This is a genomic window from Parabacteroides chongii, from assembly GCF_029581355.1.
GTDB classification, from domain to species: Bacteria; Bacteroidota; Bacteroidia; order Bacteroidales; family Tannerellaceae; genus Parabacteroides; species Parabacteroides chongii.
Genome location: NZ_CP120849.1, coordinates 1,846,615 through 1,865,214, shown reverse-complemented (window position 1 = coordinate 1,865,214; position 18,600 = coordinate 1,846,615). Strand labels below are relative to the sequence as shown.

Annotated in this window: 17 protein-coding genes; 8 read left to right on the top strand and 9 right to left on the bottom strand. The window is 43.7% G+C overall.

Annotated elements, in window-relative coordinates:
- Positions 1 to 6: 6 nt before the first annotated feature.
- Both P3L47_RS07065 and P3L47_RS07060 read left to right on the top strand, forming a co-directional pair.
- Positions 7 to 780: a glycosyltransferase family 2 protein gene (locus P3L47_RS07065; protein WP_277783145.1), complete on the top strand. Its 774-nt coding sequence runs from the start codon at positions 7 to 9 to the stop codon at positions 778 to 780.
- An 8-nt stretch (positions 781 to 788) separates the two neighbouring features.
- Positions 789 to 1,544 (top strand): hypothetical protein, encoded by a 756-nt coding sequence (locus tag P3L47_RS07060; protein ID WP_122361807.1) that lies wholly within the window; start codon positions 789 to 791, stop codon positions 1,542 to 1,544.
- Here P3L47_RS07060 and P3L47_RS07055 read toward each other — a convergent pair.
- The 3 genes from P3L47_RS07055 to P3L47_RS07045 are packed head-to-tail and all read right to left on the bottom strand — an operon-like array spanning position 1,534 to position 3,862.
- Positions 1,534 to 2,235 (bottom strand): lipopolysaccharide kinase InaA family protein, encoded by a 702-nt coding sequence (locus tag P3L47_RS07055; protein ID WP_122361809.1) that lies wholly within the window; start codon positions 2,233 to 2,235, stop codon positions 1,534 to 1,536. The genes P3L47_RS07060 and P3L47_RS07055 overlap by 11 nt on opposite strands.
- Positions 2,232 to 3,257 (bottom strand): glycosyltransferase family 9 protein, encoded by a 1,026-nt coding sequence (locus tag P3L47_RS07050; RefSeq protein WP_277783144.1) that lies wholly within the window; start codon positions 3,255 to 3,257, stop codon positions 2,232 to 2,234. Before P3L47_RS07050 ends, P3L47_RS07055 begins: the two co-directional genes overlap by 4 nt.
- Entirely contained in the window at positions 3,257 to 3,862 is a 606-nt protein-coding gene (locus P3L47_RS07045) for a DUF4254 domain-containing protein (protein ID WP_277783143.1), read from the bottom strand. Before P3L47_RS07045 ends, P3L47_RS07050 begins: the two co-directional genes overlap by 1 nt.
- A 124-nt stretch (positions 3,863 to 3,986) precedes the next feature.
- Between P3L47_RS07045 and pdxB the strand changes: the two genes are divergently transcribed.
- Positions 3,987 to 5,090 carry a 4-phosphoerythronate dehydrogenase PdxB gene (gene pdxB / locus P3L47_RS07040; protein WP_277783142.1) on the top strand — a complete coding sequence of 368 codons (1,104 nt, stop codon included), beginning with the start codon at positions 3,987 to 3,989 and terminating at the stop codon, positions 5,088 to 5,090.
- Between the two features lie 261 nt (positions 5,091 to 5,351).
- Entirely contained in the window at positions 5,352 to 6,551 is a 1,200-nt protein-coding gene (locus tag P3L47_RS07035) for an MFS transporter (protein ID WP_277783141.1), read from the top strand.
- Positions 6,552 to 6,585: 34 nt separating this feature from the next.
- On the opposite strand, the gene P3L47_RS07030 is transcribed toward P3L47_RS07035, so the two are convergent.
- From P3L47_RS07030 to P3L47_RS07010, 5 genes are all read right to left on the bottom strand, one after another.
- Complete coding sequence (locus P3L47_RS07030; protein ID WP_277783140.1) at positions 6,586 to 7,653, bottom strand: uroporphyrinogen decarboxylase family protein; 1,068 nt, start codon at positions 7,651 to 7,653, stop codon at positions 6,586 to 6,588.
- A gap of 1 nt (position 7,654) precedes the next feature.
- Positions 7,655 to 8,326: a corrinoid protein gene (locus P3L47_RS07025; protein WP_277783139.1), complete on the bottom strand. Its 672-nt coding sequence runs from the start codon at positions 8,324 to 8,326 to the stop codon at positions 7,655 to 7,657.
- A 20-nt stretch (positions 8,327 to 8,346) separates the two neighbouring features.
- The gene (locus P3L47_RS07020; protein ID WP_122361822.1) at positions 8,347 to 9,402 is read right to left on the bottom strand and encodes a uroporphyrinogen decarboxylase family protein; all 1,056 of its coding nucleotides are present in this window, start codon (positions 9,400 to 9,402) and stop codon (positions 8,347 to 8,349) included.
- Between the two features lie 181 nt (positions 9,403 to 9,583).
- On the bottom strand, positions 9,584 to 10,588 hold the full coding sequence (locus tag P3L47_RS07015) for a LacI family DNA-binding transcriptional regulator (RefSeq protein ID WP_277783138.1): 1,005 nt from the start codon (positions 10,586 to 10,588) through the stop codon (positions 9,584 to 9,586).
- Between the two features lie 72 nt (positions 10,589 to 10,660).
- Positions 10,661 to 11,899 carry a glycosyltransferase gene (locus tag P3L47_RS07010; RefSeq protein WP_122361826.1) on the bottom strand — a complete coding sequence of 413 codons (1,239 nt, stop codon included), beginning with the start codon at positions 11,897 to 11,899 and terminating at the stop codon, positions 10,661 to 10,663.
- A gap of 374 nt (positions 11,900 to 12,273) precedes the next feature.
- Here P3L47_RS07010 and P3L47_RS07005 point away from each other — a divergent pair, with 374 nt between their 5' ends.
- Positions 12,274 to 13,437, top strand: coding sequence for a DUF4925 domain-containing protein (locus tag P3L47_RS07005; RefSeq protein WP_277783137.1), 1,164 nt, complete (start codon positions 12,274 to 12,276; stop codon positions 13,435 to 13,437).
- A 33-nt stretch (positions 13,438 to 13,470) separates the two neighbouring features.
- Positions 13,471 to 16,284, top strand: coding sequence for a TonB-dependent receptor (locus tag P3L47_RS07000; RefSeq protein ID WP_277783136.1), 2,814 nt, complete (start codon positions 13,471 to 13,473; stop codon positions 16,282 to 16,284).
- A gap of 71 nt (positions 16,285 to 16,355) precedes the next feature.
- On the opposite strand, the gene purN is transcribed toward P3L47_RS07000, so the two are convergent.
- On the bottom strand, positions 16,356 to 16,922 hold the full coding sequence (purN, locus tag P3L47_RS06995; protein WP_122361831.1) for a phosphoribosylglycinamide formyltransferase: 567 nt from the start codon (positions 16,920 to 16,922) through the stop codon (positions 16,356 to 16,358).
- 154 nt (positions 16,923 to 17,076) lie between these two features.
- Here purN and P3L47_RS06990 point away from each other — a divergent pair, with 154 nt between their 5' ends.
- Together P3L47_RS06990 and fabF are read left to right on the top strand one after the other, a co-directional pair.
- The gene (locus tag P3L47_RS06990) at positions 17,077 to 17,313 is read left to right on the top strand and encodes an acyl carrier protein (RefSeq protein WP_009860668.1); all 237 of its coding nucleotides are present in this window, start codon (positions 17,077 to 17,079) and stop codon (positions 17,311 to 17,313) included.
- 21 nt (positions 17,314 to 17,334) lie between these two features.
- Positions 17,335 to 18,600 (top strand): beta-ketoacyl-ACP synthase II, encoded by a 1,266-nt coding sequence (fabF, locus tag P3L47_RS06985; protein WP_277783135.1) that lies wholly within the window; start codon positions 17,335 to 17,337, stop codon positions 18,598 to 18,600.

Here is an 18,600-nt window from a genome sequence, read left to right as displayed (position 1 = left end):
TCAAATATGAAAATCTCCATTGTCATAAATACTTATAATGCAGAAAAGTATCTCGAAAGAGTATTAGAAGCTGTAAAAGGATTCGACGAAATACTTATCTGTGATATGTATAGTACAGATAATACAATTCCAATTGCACAAAAATATAATTGCACAATCATCTATCACGAGAATACCGGATATGTTGAGCCTGCACGTAATTACGCCATACAATCTGCCAAATATCCTTGGGTATTGGTCATTGATGCAGACGAAATAGTTCCTCCCGCATTAAAAGATTTCTTATACAAACGGATTCAAGAAGAAAACTGTCCTTCCGGTATTCGCATCCCTATGAAAAATTATTTCATGGGACGCTTTATGCATTGTGTTTATCCAAGTTACTTGCTGCGTTTTGTAAAAAAGGAAAATACTTATTGGCCTTCTTCTATACATTCTCAGCCACAAATTAAAGGGAAAATAGAAGTCATCCCTTCAAATAGAAAAGACCTGGCTTTTATACACCTGGCAAATGATTCTGTTTCAACAAATATACGAAAAACCAACCAATATACTGACAATGAATTGGATAAGCGCAAAAACAATAAATATCCTTTTTGGTCATTAATCGGAGAAACGACTTTTCGCTTTTTCAAACTTTATATATTAAAAGGTGGTTTTCGAGATGGCAAAGCAGGATTAACTTATTGCGGATTAAATGCATTTTATAAATTTGCAACTATTGCCAAAATATGGGAATCCAGAATTTCTGAAAACGAGATAGACCCGGAATTAAAATAAAATAGAAAATGGATACAATTACTTTCGAAACCAAATGTTATGAGAATGACTGGGAGTTCCTTTTACAAACTCCCTATTTGGATCAAATGATACAAAGATGTAATACGACATTTCAACATAAACAATTAATTATTAATAATGTCAACGACCTTCCTTTAGTATGCAAATTCGCAGATGAGAAAATAAGAAAAGGAGTTATCGACGCCTACTATGTTGCTGAAAATTACGCCCAGGAAGCTCTTGATTTCTTTCAGATAGACAAAAAATCATTTGGGAAAGGATATTACTATTCGATAGCTGAACTTGTTGGGATTTATCTAAGTAAAACAACTTATCATCTGCATTTTTCGAGTGACGCAAGAATGGAGAAAGCACCTTCTACTGATTGGATTTCAGAAGCAATCAAACTAATGAATGAACATACGGACTTTGCCGTTGCCAATCCTGTGTGGAACCATAAATATAAAGAAGCTGCACACGAATCCATTGATGAAACAGAAAACTTTTACATTGGATATGGTTTTTCAGACCAATGCTACCTAGTTAAAAACGACATATTCAAACAACCCATTTATAATGAATACAATGAAGAGTCCAGCAGATATCCTGTATATGGTGGAGAATTATTTGAAAAAAGAGTCGATAGCTTTATGAGAAATCATGAAATGAAACGCCTTACCCACAAACAAGTCAGTTATATTCATCAAAACTTTCCCAAAACCCCCATACTGAAGAAGATCAAAAAGATAAGTCTCAATTCATAAACTTATCTTTATAAAAACGAATCCTTTCCCAAGCATGTTCCATATTATAGCCCGCTTCTTTGGCATAAGCCAAAGCTACTCTCTTATATCCATTATCATCAAACCAAAGCCGATTCAAACTTTTATATCCTTCTTCTTCTGAAATAACACCAAATTTCATCCGGTTTATATCTACTAATGAAAAATATATTTCACCATTACGATAAGCGAACAATATATTCCCTGGAGAATAGTCTTTATGCAACACTCCTTTCTTATGCATATCAGCTGTAAACTTACCGAATGCATCCAATACCCCAACAGGTTCACCATTCCCGAAACCCGAACAAAAACAACGGATTTCTTTCATCCCTTTTTCTTCTAAAGTAATATAATAGGAATAAGACAATCCCCAGTAATATTCTTCTATATAAGCAACCGGATATGGCGTATTTATTCCAAACTCTACCAGCCTCAATCCATTTAGGTAAGAACGTGTTGCCTTAGACGAACGAAAGGAAACATAAATAAATCGGTTTATCCAATTCGGTCTTTTAAATCTTTTAACAATAAAGGAAATACCTTTTATCTGAAAACGTTTTAAAACATTTCTTCCTTGAAAAATTATTTCGCCTTCCTGTTCAAAAACTTCAGGCAATGTAGCGATAAATGTTTGAAACTCTTTATATAAAGGATTTATTACGATTTTCATATTATTTCTTTTATCTTTCCTACTATCCTCTCCGGTGTTATCTGCGTCATACAGGCCCAATCGCCCCGAAAACAGGGTTTCTGTCCGAATACGGAACAAGGACGGCACGGCAGATCCAGCTGAACAGCATTCTTCGGATCCTGGTGATAACCATAGAATCCCGCATACGGATGAGTCGCTCCCCAGATAGAGACCACTTTCGTTCCGACCAAAGAGGCAAAATGCATATTGGCGGAATCCATGCAGAGCAATACATCCAGCCGGCTGATCAAAGCCAGTTCGTTATCCAGTGAATAGCGTCCGACAAGACTTTTCACACGCGGATACTGGAACGCCCATTGTTCCAGGACAGCTTCCTCGTAACCACGCCCTCCCAACAGAAAGATCGTGTAATCTTCATTTTCGGAGAGACGGGCAACCACCTGCTCCATATCATCTATCGGATATATTTTTCCCCGGTGCTTGGCAAAAGGAGCAATCCCGATCCATTTGCCGTTTTTCGTACCGGCCACCGCTTCCATAGCCGAGAGGTCAGCGGGATGCGATTCATAAAGGGAAGTAAACGTTTCCGTATAGTTCAATCCGGCAGCCCGAAACACATCGGCATAACGTTCAATTACCGGACGCAAAGGTTTCAGTTTCTTATGATTGCGATCTGTCAAGTTTTTCCGTTCCTTCCTGGCCTTGTCTACGACATAGACCTTTTTCCCTTTTATCCGGAATAAGCTACGAATGATGATCGTACGGATCACATTATGCAGATCCAATACCATATCATACTCAAACTTAACTAAAGCAGAAGCAAACCGGAGCAGTCCAGGTAAGGTCTTTTCCGCAGCCTTTGTATTGATACCTATCACGTCTACATTCGCCGGTCGGTTCATGAAGACGGGTATCAGGAAAGCCTGCGTAAGAACAGTAAACGTATCCTGCGGATTCGCTTTGGCGGCAGAGTAAATCACCGGAACCGTCATAGCGACATCGCCTATAGCTGAAAGTCGTATAACAAGTATTTTTGCCATTATTTTTTACCGTATAATACAGGATTCAAGGCCGGATCATTATACATTTTCATCTGTTTGTACACTTTCATGTACTTGCGTCCTTCCTTGATATCGGTCAGTAATTGATCCAAAGCTGTTGAAAGGTCGTTTTTTTGTTCCAGCAATACTTTCAGTTTTTCTTCACATTTGGCTTTATGCTCAGCAGTCGCATCGGGGCGATTCACCTCTTCGGCCATATGGTAGATCTTGAGTGTCAGGATAGACAGACGGTCTACCGCCCATGCCGGACTCTCCGTATTGATCGTTGCATCCGGCAAGACCTTTACATCCTTGTATTTATCCAGAAAGAAACTATCGATCAGTTCCACCAGATCGGTACGGTCCTGATTGGATTTGTCTATACGTCGCTTGATCGCAATTGCTTCGACCGGGTCGATCGCCGGATTACGGATGATATCTTCCAGATGCCATTGCACTGCATCAATCCAGTTCTTCAAATAAAGATAAAACTCGATACTTTTCACCTCATACGGATTATGCATAGTTGCATCCACATCATCAGAAACATGATACGCTTTCGTAGCCTGTTCAAATATCCGGTAACACTGTTCGCTGAAATTCATAAATAATCGTTTTGCTTTCTGTAAATACTGTTGACAAAGGTAGAAAATCTTTTTATATGGGCAATGTTATCAATCGCATAGAAAGCATTACCTTTGTCCGTGTATACAGTAACATACGGGCAAAATGAAAATAGTAGCAGATAATACGGTTCCCTACCTGAAAGGTATAGCCGAACCGATTGCAGATGTAAAATACCTCAACTCAAACGAGTTTTCTCCTTCAACCATCCATGATGCCGACGCCCTGATTGTACGAAGCATCGACAAATGTACCCGCGAATTATTGGAAGGAAGCCGTGTCAAGCTAATCACGACAGCAACTATCGGCTTTGACCACATCGATATAAAGTATTGTGATGAAGCGGGCATCACCTGGAAAAATGCTCCGGGATGCAATGCCGTTTCAGTCGCTCAATACGTTTTGTCTTCACTGATCGCCATCGGCCTTCGCAGGAATGAACCGTTACAGGGGAAAACGATCGGGATAGTCGGCGTAGGACATGTAGGGAAAGAACTGGAGAAGCTTTGCACAGCCTACGGCATGCGCGTTTTACGCAATGACCCGCCGCGGGCTGAAGCAGAAGGCGAGACCGGATTTGTTTCGCTGAAGACGATCGCCGAAGAAGCTGATATTATCTCCTTCCATACGCCGCTGACAAAGGAAGGGCCTTATGCAACCCGTCACCTGGCAGACGAAGATTTTTTCAACAAAACATGTAAAAAGCCCTGGTTTGTAAATGCTTCAAGAGGAGCTGTACACGATACGATGGCATTGATAGAAGCCCTGAAATCAGGAAAAATCAGCGAAGCAGTGATCGACTGCTGGGAAAACGAACCGGCGATCGACCGCGAATTGTTAAGCCTGGCAGCCATAGCCACTCCTCATATTGCCGGATTCTCTGCCGATGGCAAAGCCAACGGGACCCGCACCTGCCTGGAAAATATCGAACGCTTTTTCGGTCTACAAATAGAAAAGCTGAATGAAGTCGTACCTCCCGCTCCGGTCGATCCGGTAATCGATTTGGCCGAAGTAACGGAACATCGTATCGAACATGCAATCTTCCGGAGTTTCGATCCGCTTGTTGTCGACAAGGCTTTACGGGATACGCCCGAAAGGTTCGAATGGTTTCGTGCAAACTACAGTCATCCGCGGGAGTTTGCCGCCTATAAGGTCAAAAATACGACAGATAAGGAAAGAATGCTTCTGAACAAGCTAGGGTTCCGATAATAAAGGAAAAAGCAAATGAACACATTTCTTTTTATACACGGATTCAATGAAATTTGTCAGCGACATTCTTGCATGTCGACAACTGTCGGCAAGCCTGTTGACAATTATGAACAAGCTTGCCGATAATTGTCGACAGGCTTGTTCATAATTATCGACAAGCAAAAACATTGGCAACCAAACAGGCAGACATAACGGCGAAAATATTGTATATACACTACTTATTTACAAAATGACAAGAAGTTATCCTAACAACTCACTGCAATGGCAAAAGATAAATTAGTATCACCCGGTTTTTGTTATATATTGGCAGCAAACTTCCTGCTGTTTTTTGCCTTCTACCTCATTTTGCCCATCCTACCGTTCTACCTGCAGGAGCGGTTCATGGCAGACAAGTCGATGATCGGAATTATCCTGTCCTGCTACACGATAGCGGCTCTTTGTATCCGTCCGTTTTCGGGATATCTGCTGGATACGTTTGCGCGCCGTCCGCTGTATTTGCTGGCTTACGTCCTGTTCATGATCATTTTTGCCGGATATATGGTTGCCAGCCTGTTGAGTATATTCATCGTGCTGCGTATCCTGCATGGGTTCGCTTTCGGGATGGTGACGGTTTCAGGTAATACGATCGTGATCGATATTCTGCCCTCTTCCAGGCGCGGTGAAGGGATCGGCTATTATGGACTGGCGAACAACCTGGCGATGAGTTTCGGTCCGATGATCGGGCTGTTCATGCATACCAGCTTCAGCTACGAAGTGATCTTCGGTTGCTCACTGGTCTCTTGTTTCCTGGGATTTATCATGGCATACTTGGTCAAAACGCCCTACAAGCAACCGGTAAAGAAAGAACCGATCTCGCTCGACCGCTTCTTCCTGATGAAAGGAGGTTGGGCAGGCATCTCTCTGCTGATGCTATCCATTCCTTACGGAATGACGACCACCTATGTCGCCATGTATGCGGATGAGATAGGGATTTCCGTTAATTCGGGGCTTTACTTTACCTTTATGGCAATAGGTCTCGCCATATCACGGTTGTTCTCCGGACGGCAGGTCGATAAAGGACGTATCACGTTGGTTATCACTTTGGGTATGTATCTGGCCTGTGCCAGTTTCTTTGCCCTGGCATCATTGGAAACACTGATGAAATGGAATCCGGTATTCACTTCCTATTTATATATTGCTATAGCCCTGTCGCAGGGAGTGGCTTTCGGTACGATGTTTCCGGCATTCAATACCCTGTTCGTAAATCTGGCACCCAACAGTCAGCGCGGAACAGCAACCTCGACCTATCTGACCAGTTGGGATGTTGGTATCGGCATCGGTTTGATGATCGGCGGAAGCATTGCACAGAAGTTCGGCGGGTTCAATTATGCCTATCTGTTCGGGGCCTGCCTGACGGTATTGTCGACCTTCTTTTTCATTCTCAAAGCAGGACCCCATTTCAACAGAAACAAATTGCGGTAGATGAACGATCCGTTCACCTCCGCTATTTGCCGGTTCAAAACTGAATCGGATAAGTTCCGTATTCCTTCACGGTCTCAATCAAACATTTGACATTCTCATACGGGATCAGATCGTGTATGCTATGATCCGTCGCAATAATATAACCTCCGTCGGCTCCGGCTTCCTTTATACATTCCAAAACTTCTTTCCTTACATCTTCAGGGTCTGCAGATGCCATCGTTATTTTATTATTGATATTACCGACAGGAGTCAGCTTTCCCTTATATTTTTCCTTCACCTTTTTCAGGTCCATACCGGCGGCACGTTCTACAGGATGCAGTCCGTCTATTCCACAATCGACCAGATCGTCCAATACGTCCCATATTCTTCCGTCATTATGCATGATCACCGGAACGCCCGTCTCCTTTATGCCTTCTACCAGCCGTCTGAAATACGGGACAAAAAATGTACGGAAATCATCCGGAGAGATTAATAACGAATTCGTACCTCCCCAGTCGTCCGAAATCTGTACACAATCGACACCGCCATCCGCTATCGCCAGGCGAATAACGTCCAACGTCCATTTCAGCACGGCTTCATTCATTTCATGGATCATTTCCGGATCTGTATACATCGTGATCGACAAAGTTTCAAAATCCATGATATACCACGATAACATCGTGAACGGACCGAGGGCACCCAGGACTATAGCCAGATCACCGGCATTGGCCTCTTTTGTATCTTTAAAAATCCGGAGCCTGTATGGCGTATCCACCGGCGGAAAATTATACTTTTCCCAATCTTCCCGGCTTTTTACAGGCGTATCGATCTGGGCTATGATCGGCCAGCCGTTTTTACGATACGTAACTCCCCATTCATCTTTATAAATCTCATCCTTTTCATGAGGTGTTTCTTCAATGCCACAGAAACCGTTAATGGGAGTCCATATGGCATCTATACCCAGTTTCGCAGCCAGTTCGGCCTGCGCCTTTCCTTCATAAAGGATTGTGTTATATCCTAAAACTTCCTTTAAAAGCTTTTGGCTGAAAAGATGTTCCGTAATAGGTATTCTATCAGGAACGCCGCCATTCAAAGCGGTCAGAAAACGTTCTCTTGGTGTCATATCAATTGGCTGCTAACCGGTTTAAAATTTCAACTAACTTTTGAGGTTCTTCCGTATAATAATCCACGCCTATCTTTTGGGCGAAATCACCGTTCACGGGTGCACCTCCTACAAATGTTTTTACCTTTGGAAATTCTGCCTTAATAGCCTCATTGATCGGCCCCATATTGACCATCGTTGTCGTCAGCAAGGCAGACATACCGACAAAAGCATCCGGATTTTTCCGGACAGCTTCCACAAAAGTCTCTTTCGAAACGTCCACTCCCAGATCGATAACCTCATAACCGTTTCCTTCGACCATCATACAGACCAGGTTTTTGCCGATATCATGCAAATCCCCTTGTACCGTACCAACGATAAACTTCCCTTTCCGCTTGACTGAACCGTCTGCAAAGTATTTTTTCAAATGGTTCATACCGCTGCTCATCGCTTTGGCACTCATCAGTACCTGCGGTACAAATACCTTGTTTTCCTTAAACTTAACACCTGTGCGATTCATTCCGGCAATCAGTCCTTCGGTCAGCACCTCATTCGGTGAATATCCTTCTGCCAGAGCGGCAGCTGTCAACTCGTCGGCACCGTCCTCCCCTTTCATCGTCGGCGGATAAGGAGTGGCGGCATTGATCTTGCCGACTTCTACACAATACGCTATTCTTTCAAAAATAGTTTCCATAATGTATCAATTTAGTATGTTTATTTTTCTCTTCTTCTGATCTCTTTTACAGCATCTACCATTGCATAGAAGCCCTCCACCTGCATATAGTCAGGAATAGAATTACCTGAACCCAAACCATATCCATTCGCTTTTTCCCGAAAGCGGGTGCCTTCTTCCAGGACTTTATTATACACCTGGTCATACGGATTCAGTATCAGATAATTCATATCGAAACCACCAAACAAACCTATCTTGTCGGCATAATTATCAATCCATACATCAAAAAGACATATCTGATCTTCATTGGAATGCTTTGCATCGATCCCCATTTTCAGAATATCAGGCATAATCGACATGATATTACCACAGGAATGCAGAAGGAATTTCTTATTCTTCCTGTGAACGATATCTATTACTTTCTGCTGTTGCGGAAGAATAAAGTGACGAATCGTATCCGGTTCAAGCATAGTAGAGGTGCGATGTCCCAGATCATCTCCCATCCGGTAAAAAACAAACAGGTCGTCAAACTCGTCGACCATTCTGCTCCAGAGAGTTTCATACAACTCGCCTATCTTTTGGAACAAATCGGCAAATAATTCAGGATCGAGATACTGCATCGTACAAAGGCTCTCATATCCTACCAGATCCTGTGCTGTCTCAAAAATACCATAACCGCAACCGCCGTACGCTTTCATTCCAGCCGGCATCATCCGCCGGATAGACTGCAGGCGAGGCTCATAGGTTTCCCAGAAAATACGCGGTATATCTTCAAAAGGGTATTTGTTAAAGTCATCACGGGTTTGAATGGGACCTAACTTTCCTCCCAATATAGCACCGTGTTCGGGAAGTATCTCACAAATAGCCGCTTCATAACTGAAAGCATCGTATGTGTTTTTCTTCCAAAAAGAGATATATTTCCCAAAGTAACAGTCCAGGTCGGACTGACTTTTACAAGCAGCCAGCGAAAGCTCCTCTCCCGTACATTTGGAAATGAAAGGCGCATCTATATTATGCTCGTACAAGGGCAAATAATCTGGCCGTTGATTATACAGGACTTTCAATATATTCCTGTAATCCGGTTCAAATGTGTCCATATGAATATTCTTTAATTTTAAAGCCAACAATATAAAACAGCCATTAACTGGTCTGTCTAATCTTCAAATCACCCTACTTTACCGGTCAAGTAGAAAGATATAAGATCACTGATTTTATTATTTGCCAAAGGACGAGAACTTGGAGGAAATAAATAATAGCAATTCTTACGATCTGCTTATACTATCTTACTATTCGATCTAAGGCTATAGGTAAGACTGTCCGGACTACGGGCATATCCTTATTTTTTACATGTTGTATTAAAATATCCACGGATCGTTTCCCGATCATCGATACCGGTTGATCGACCACGATCATTCCGGGAGCCAGGATGCTGAAGGAAGGCATTCTGTGCAGACATCCCAATCCTACTTTTTCCGTAATGTCGACCGAATGTCTGTAAAAATAACGCAATGCTTCCAACGCCAAAAAGTGAGTGGCAAAAAAGAATCCGTCCACATCGGGACATGTTGTAAACAATTTATCCAGTTTCTTGATTATATCACTTTCATATTCATCGTACTCAATATCCAGCACCAACCTCGGATCAGTATCTATAGAGGCATCCTGCAAAGCACTCAAATAGCCTTTAAAACGCTGTTGCATAACTCCCAGGCGTGTTTCTGTGGTTACGAATGCTATCTTTTTCTTTCCGTTTGCGATCAGTCGATCCATGACACAACGGACACTGTCTTCATTATTTATGATCACATAATTGGTTGATAAATCCGGAAAGTAGCGATCTATCAATACGAAAGGGAACGACTCCTGCATCAGGTTTTCAATCTCTTTCTTCGAATGCTCGGTCACAGCAATGACCAATCCGTCCACCTGCTTGGCTTTCAGCATCCGGATCAGTTTGCTTTCACGGACCGGATCCGATTCCGAACTGCAGAAAGTAACGGTATATCCTAACTTCTCGGCTTCCAGTTCTATCTCACGGGCTATCTGCGCAAAGAAAGTATCCGCAATGGTCGGTATGATCAGCCCAATTGTATTCGTCTTCCCTGAATTCAGGCTCTTTGCCAATAAATTGGGCTGATAATTATGCTGACGGGCATAGTCTTTTATCTTTTTCTGCATAGCCATACTGATCTTATTCTCATCTCCACGTCCGGACAACACCCATGAAACGGTTGTTTTCGAGACGTTCAATGCAGTAGCTATGTCTTTAAGAGATATTCCCATATTTCCCGGAATTTAATTTTTACCCGAATAATTCGACAGCAAAAATAAAGACAATTCTCTTAGCCTGCAATCTTACCCTAAAGATTCAATATAATCGCACAGGTTTTCGATACCCTTCTCACTTTTGATCTGCTCACTTACTGCGGCTGCATTCTTTTTATAATCCGGGTTACCGACCAAATCCGCTATTTTATGTTCCAGTTCATTCTCGGACACCTTGGCGATCTTCACCCGTTCCGGACCTAATCCCAGTACTTGTACCCGATACGCCCAATAAGGCTGGTCAAGCAGTAAAGGAGTGATCAGCTGGGGAACACCTGCACGCGCCACACTATGGGTCGTACCGCTTCCTCCGTGGTGGATAACGGCATCGCAGTGAGGGAAAATAAGATGATGGGGGATCGGCTTCTTCATCAGGTACAGTTGTTCGCTTCCCTGCAAGGTTTCTCCTGTCTTTGCCCAACCGGAACCGACAACCAACCGGTATTTTTTCCGGTCACTGATACGCGCCAGCATGCCACAAAAACGCTCCCGGTCATTCGATGTGCAACTGCCCAGGGTAAAGAAGATGACCGGTGTCCGGTCTCTTTGGATAAATGCCATCAGTTCCTGATAAGCCTCTTCGTCATATTCAAACGTATCATTAAAACAATAGCCTCCGATATTCCAACGGAAACGTTCGTCCCACACCGGATCGGTATGTCCCAGGTAACGGCTGTACAGCAGGAAGTTGTCGCTATTCTTCGCCGCATCCTGACCAAAGTTATCGATCGGTGACAGGCCATATTTCACCCGGTTCTTGTTGATCGTATCTTTCACCATATAGTTGGAAACCTTGTTCATCATCAGCCAAAGCAATTTTGGCGTAATGACCGGATTGGGCTTCGGGTACGGGAAAGCGGGAGGCGGCATCTTTGTGCCCGGCAGGAAAGGAGCGAAAGCCGTACGCACAAAAGGCTTCTTGCAATATTCGGCAATGCCGGTCGCCGCAAACTCCGTATTGGCTGCCACCAGAACATCATTCTGTTCGAGGAGCGGGATCACCTGCACAAACTGTTTGTCGATCGCATCACGCGTCCATTCCACGATCCTTTTGAAGCTCTGTTTGTTCTCGGCTGCATCCGCCATCATTCCGCCGATATTATCGAAATCCTGCAAAACGACCTTCACCGGGTATTTTCTGACCATTTCCTCAAAGACCTGGGGAACATTCATTGTTACTTCATGACCGCGCTTGACTAACTCGCGTGCCACCGCCAGATAGGGCAGCACGTCACCTTGTGATCCTCTTGTTACAAGTAGTATTTTCATTTACTCTATATTATTATACGTAGTTTTTTCCTGGCACTGTTCTTTTACTTCACATGCCTCGCTCACCTTTTTACCTGCGGCCTTCCGCTTAAAAAGCATCCGGACCAAAAAGGCCAAAAATCCTAATAATAGACTCATTAACATAATGAGAACAAAGAACGTATATATAAACATATCCGTCAATGTCTATTTTTCACATTCGATATTCCATTATTAATAATCTCTCTTTACCGCATATTCATATACAAGCAGTTACACACCCTATAAAAGTCAATTCTTAATAATAGAATATTGATTCTGAAATATAGCTATTGTTTGGTACAAAGTTATATCAGTACTTTGTAACATCAAATAAACAATAAAAAGAAAAGTAAATGAACAAGTATTTATTGCGCAACTTTCTTTATGCCATTTGTATGGCCACCTTGTTGTTTGCCTGCGATGACAATGATGATCAGGATGGTTCCGGAATCAGCGGAATCTACTCCAACAAGTTGAGCACACCCGAGGGTGACAACACATTGACCCTGACTTACAGTGGACGTGAGTTCATCGGTAAGGACGTTACCTTCAAACAGGTTAACGGAAATACAGCTAACATCACCCTGCACGGCATCCTCCCCGGTGAAACCGCTACTGTATTGGAAAATATTCCTATCTCCGCCGATGGGAACGGATATTCCTTTTCAGGAAGTAGTACAGGGAACAACGGAACTGCATTTTCCTACCAGGGAAAAGTGGAAACCGGAAAAATGACACTCGCCCTGACAGACGTAAAAGTCGCCTCCAACCAACTGACTTCGAATGCGAAATGGCATCCGGTACAGACTGCAGTAACGACGGAGACTGATCCGATAAAGGGAGAATACACCTGCTATCACTATGCTTTCCACCTGGTAACCGACAATCTGATCCTGGGACAGGCCGCCCCTCAACTGGAAGCCATACTCGGAAATCTGATTACCTGGTTCATCAACGAAGTCACTTTCAATCCGGACGGCAATATCACAGCCCGCTACGCAACTATGCCGGAAGGCAAAGCAATCGGCGACCTGATAAACATACCTCCCGACAGGAAGGACAGTGAATGGCTCTCCTCTCCGATCAACCTGGCATCTTATTATGTAAAAGACGATTCGGAGCTATATATCATTCCCAATATTGACATGATCCTTTACCAGATCGAGCAGAACAAAACTAAAGCTGACGGTGGTCTAGATACTGCCGTTATTGCCGCTGTCTACCAGCAACTCAACAAATGGAGCACGACAGGCATCCGGATGAACATTCGCAAAAACTCGGAAGCACCCTATAATAATATGGGTAAACTGATCGCTTACAAAGGCGATATCTTTTTGTTCCTCGACAAAGAAGAAGTGGCGGCTTTCCTCCCTTTATTATCACTGGTTAAAGACCTGCTTCCGGAAGATATACTCAACGGCCCGATGGGATCGATGATAGGCCCTTTACTGGATATGCTTGCCAATAGCCTGCAACAAGCGAAGACGCTGGAAATGGGCATGATGCTGACCAAATAAAAGGAGATACAACAACAAATAAAGAGTACAAACATGAAAAAATATACTATATTATTTTTACTGACCCTCCTGACTCTACCCTCTTTCGGGCAGGTCATGAAAGGATTCGTGTACGATAAAGAGAACAATGAGCCGCTGGCGGGTGTCAATATCACCTATAAAAGAATCAGCGGCGAGACAAACGGAACCATTTCGGAAGCCGACGGCTCCTATGAGATCAGACTGCCGGAAGGCGGCGTGGACCTGCTGTTCAGTTATATAGGTTATGAAAATGAGCAGGTTCCGGTTGTGATCAACCGCAATGAAACGAAGACGCAAAATATATTTATGCATATCAAGGCCAATCTGCTGGGCGACGTAGTAGTCAGCGCCGGACGTTTCGAACAGAAACTGAGTAATGTAACGGTATCTATGGACTTGCTGAAAGCGGAAGATATCACCAAGCAGGCTCCTACCGACCTGAGTGCGACACTGAACACAATGCCCGGCGTGGACATCAACGACAAACAGCCTTCTATCCGAGGAGGAAACGGCTGGACATATGGTGTCGGATCACGAAGCATGGTATTGATCGACGGGATGAGTGCACTGACTTCCGGAACCGGTATTATCAACTGGAACATTGTACCATTGGAAAATATCGAACAGGTGGAAGTGATGAAAGGTGCTTCGTCCGTACTTTACGGATCGTCCGCCCTCAACGGAGTAATCAATATCCGCACAAAACGTCCGGGTCTCACGCCTGTTACGACTTTACGTACCTATCTGGGTATCTATGGCGATCCGGATAACGAAGACTACCAATGGAGCGACAAATCTTTCTGGAAAGAGGGCAAATACGAGGTAGAACCATTCCTGCGTAAAAACGTATTATCGGGTATCCGTAACCCGATTTATGAAGGTGTCGATTTCTCTCATGCCCGCCGTGTCGGTAACTTCGACCTTTCCGCCGGATTAAACATGTTCACCGATGAAGGATATAAAAAGCAGGGATATAACAAACGTTTCCGTGCCGGAGGCAACCTGACTTACCACCAGCCGATGAATGACGGCAATCTGCTCAACTACGGTTTCAATGTCAACTACATGAGCGACAAGTATGCCGACTTCTTCCTGTGGCGTTCGCCGAAAGATGTGTACGAACCGTCTCCTATCGCTAATATGGGACGTGAAGCAAATACATTCTATATCGATCCGTTCTTCAATTTCACGAACCCGAACAACAATACATCCCATAAAATCAAAGCCCGCTTCTATTATCGCGGTGACAATATTGCCGACGGATCGAATAACGATGCCTCCATTACGGATATCCTCGGAAATATGGGGACGGATGTCAATGCCATCACCGGGATCGTACAAAATGTACAGAACGGCGATTACAGCATGCTCTATCCGATCATCCAGCCGGCTTTACAGGGCGACCTGAACGGATTGGTGAACGGTACGACGAATATCCTGGGTCAGATCTTCCCGACTGCCACTACGGCCGATTACTGCGACCTGCTTTCATGGGTAATGAAACGTGGCATTCCAAGCAGTACGTCCGACCTGGTTCCGTGGCTGTCGAATGCGATCAATCCGAAATCCGATCCGGTCAGCATCGACAAAAACTATACTTATTATCTCGATTATCAGTTCAACAAAAAATGGGACAACGGTACACAGATCACCGCCGGAGCCACCTACGAACACATGCGCAGTACTTCGGTAACGACCGGTAACCATGACAGTGATAATGCCGCCATGTTCTTCCAGTATGACCAACGCTTTTTCGACCGGCTGAGTGTATCTGCCGGGATGCGTGCCGAATATTATCGCGTCGACGACTTCCTGCGTGAAGCCGACACAAAGATATTCGGAGCCAAAGTACCTGTAAAACCGATCTTCCGTGCCGGACTGAATTACCAGCTGGCAGACTACAGCTTTATCCGCGCCAGCTTCGGACAAGGCTACCGTTATCCGTCCCTGACAGAGAAATATGCCCGTAAGGACATCGGCGGGGTCGGTGTATTCCCGAATAATGAAGTAAAAGCAGAGAAGGGAGTGAATGCCGAACTGGGTATCAAACAGGGATATAAATTCGGCAACCTGATGGGGTTCTTCGATGTAGCCGGTTTCTATACGCAGTATACAGACATGATCGAATTTCGCTTCGGCTTCTTCGATCCGAATTCATATGCCTATGCCAACAGTACGAAGGAAATCCTGGGAATCATTGCACAGGGTCAGATGCCGGGTATAGGTGCCCAGTTCTACAATGTCTCCAAAGCACGTATCTACGGGGCAGAGATAAGTACAAACGGCTTCTATGACTTCAATGCCGATACCAAACTGTCCTACAACCTGGGATATGTTTTCATCGAACCGGAAGATGCCGATTACAAGGAAAAGAACGAAATCGAAGCCCAGTACAACGATCCTCTCCGTGCAAAAGAGAAATCCAACGATTCCAAATATCTGAAATACCGTCAGAAACATACGGTTAAAGGTGTTGTCGACCTGCAATGGAAACGTCTGAACCTGGGTATGAACGTTACCTGGAAGAGTAAAATGCTGGCTGTCGACTATCTGATGGTGGACGAACGCGAAAAAGACCAGCCGGATGCCATGGAATATATCCGCCAGCTCCTGTATGGAAATATCGGCGGGGAAACGCTTAATACGTACTGGAAAGAAAAGAATACGGACTATTGTGTTGTCGACCTGCGTGCAGGCGTGAAAATAACCAAAGACGTATCGTTCCAGTTCATGATCAATAATCTGTTCAACAAAGAGTACTGCACACGCCCGATGCTAGTCTCCGCACCGCGTACTTACGTGATGCAACTGAATATGTCGTTCTAATTGAAAATTGAAAATTGAGAATTGAAAATTACGGATACATGTATTAATTTTCAATTCTCAATTTTCAATTTTCAATTCCCCAAAACTTCCTCTATCACATGCGGATAATGCGCATATTCCAGCGCATGCACTTTCGTTGCGACCTCTTCGGCAGTATCGGCAGGCAACACTTCACATGTAGCCTGGAAAATGATATCGCCTTCGTCGTAATTCTCATTAATATAATGGATTGTAATGCCCGATTCCTTCTCTCCGGCAGCCACGACAGCCTCATGCACATGCATGCCATACATACCCTTTCCGCCATGTTTCGGCAACAAAGCCGGATGGATATTAATGATCTTACCCGGATAGGCATTCAGCAATGTATCCGATATCTTATTCATAAAACCGGCCAGGACTATCAAATCTATCTGATATTCTGCCAGTTTCGCCAGTATAGGCGTTCCTTCCACAAATTCGTCGCGGGAAAACACAAAAGAAGGAATTCCCAATTTATTGACACGGTCATGCACGCCCACATTTTTATTATTGGACAAAACAACTGCTACTTTAACAGTTTCACTTTTAGAGAAGTACCGGGCTATATTTTCGGCATTTGTTCCCGATCCCGAGGCAAAAATTGCTACGTTTTTCATATTTTCCTATGTTTTAGTGCACACGAAAAGATAAAATGTGCAGTTTTCCGCATTTTTAGTGCATTAAATTTGTTTTGTAACATAAAAAATTCTTTTCTTTGCACTGCAAATTTAAAAAGTATATTCGTATTTATTAATCTAAATTGAAAAAGTTATGTCTGAAGTTGCATCTAGAGTAAAAGCTATCATCGTTGATAAGTTAAGTGTTGAAGAAACAGAAGTTACAAACGAAGCAAGCTTTACTAATGATTTAGGAGCAGACTCTCTTGACACTGTAGAGTTGATTATGGAATTCGAAAAGGAATTCGGTATTTCAATTCCTGATGATCAGGCAGAAAAGATTACAACAGTAGGCGACGCAGTTGCTTATATCGAAGCTAACGCGAAGTAATCAATCCTTTTAATTAAAGGTATGGAATTAAAAAGAGTTGTAGTAACAGGTCTTGGAGCCATTACTCCTCTTGGTAATACCCTCGCAGAAACATGGGAGGGTATTATCAATGGGAAGAGTGGAGCCGGTCCTATTACGCAGTTTGATGCATCCAAATTCAAGACACAATTTGCATGCGAAGTTAAAGGCTTCGATCCGTTATCAGTAATGGATCGTAAGGAAGCCCGTAAATGTGACCGTTATAGTTTATTTGCAATAAGTGCCGCAAAACAAGCAATTGAAGATGCTGCTATGGACCTGGACAAAGAGGACAAGGACCGTATCGGCGTTATTTTTGCTTCAGGTATCGGCGGTATCAAGACATTTGACGAAGAAGTATTAGGATATGCGAAGATAAAAGATACGATCGGACCGAAATTCAACCCGTTTTTCATCCCAAAGATGATTTCGGATATCGCAGCCGGACATATCTCCATGCTTTATGGATTCCGTGGTCCTAACTTTGCAACAGTGTCGGCTTGTGCCTCTTCTACCAACGCGATCGCTGATGCATACAACTATATCCGTTTGGGTAAAGCCAATGTAATCGTGACAGGTGGTGCGGAAGCAGCTATTGCAGATTCCGGTGTCGGTGGGTTCAACTCGATGAATGCGCTGTCAACTCGTAACGATTCACCCGAAACAGCTTCTCGTCCATTCAGCGCAAGTCGCGACGGTTTCGTCATGGGAGAAGGTGGAGCATGTTTGATCCTGGAAGAGATGGAACACGCTTTGGCACGTGGAGCTAAAATATATGCCGAGATCGCCGGAACAGGATTGTCTGCCGATGCATACCACCTGACAGCCTCTCATCCGGAAGGATTAGGTGCAAAGTTAGTGATGCGTAATGCACTGGAAGACGCAGAAATGGCTCCGGAGGATATCGATTATATCAATGTTCACGGAACATCGACTCCGGTAGGAGATATATCAGAAGTAAAAGCGATCAAAGATGTATTCGGAGATCATGCTTACAAGCTGAATATCAGTTCAACGAAGTCTATGACCGGCCATTTATTGGGTGCAGCCGGAGCTATCGAAGCTATGTTCTGTATCATGGCAATCAAAGAGGGAATCATTCCTCCGACGATCAACCATGCAGATGGCGACGATGATCCTGAAATAGATTATAAACTGAATTTCACATTCAATAAAGCTGAAAAACGAGAAATACGGGCAGCATTATCCAATACATTTGGATTCGGCGGCCATAATGCTTGTGCTATTGTTAAAAAATTTGTGAAGTAA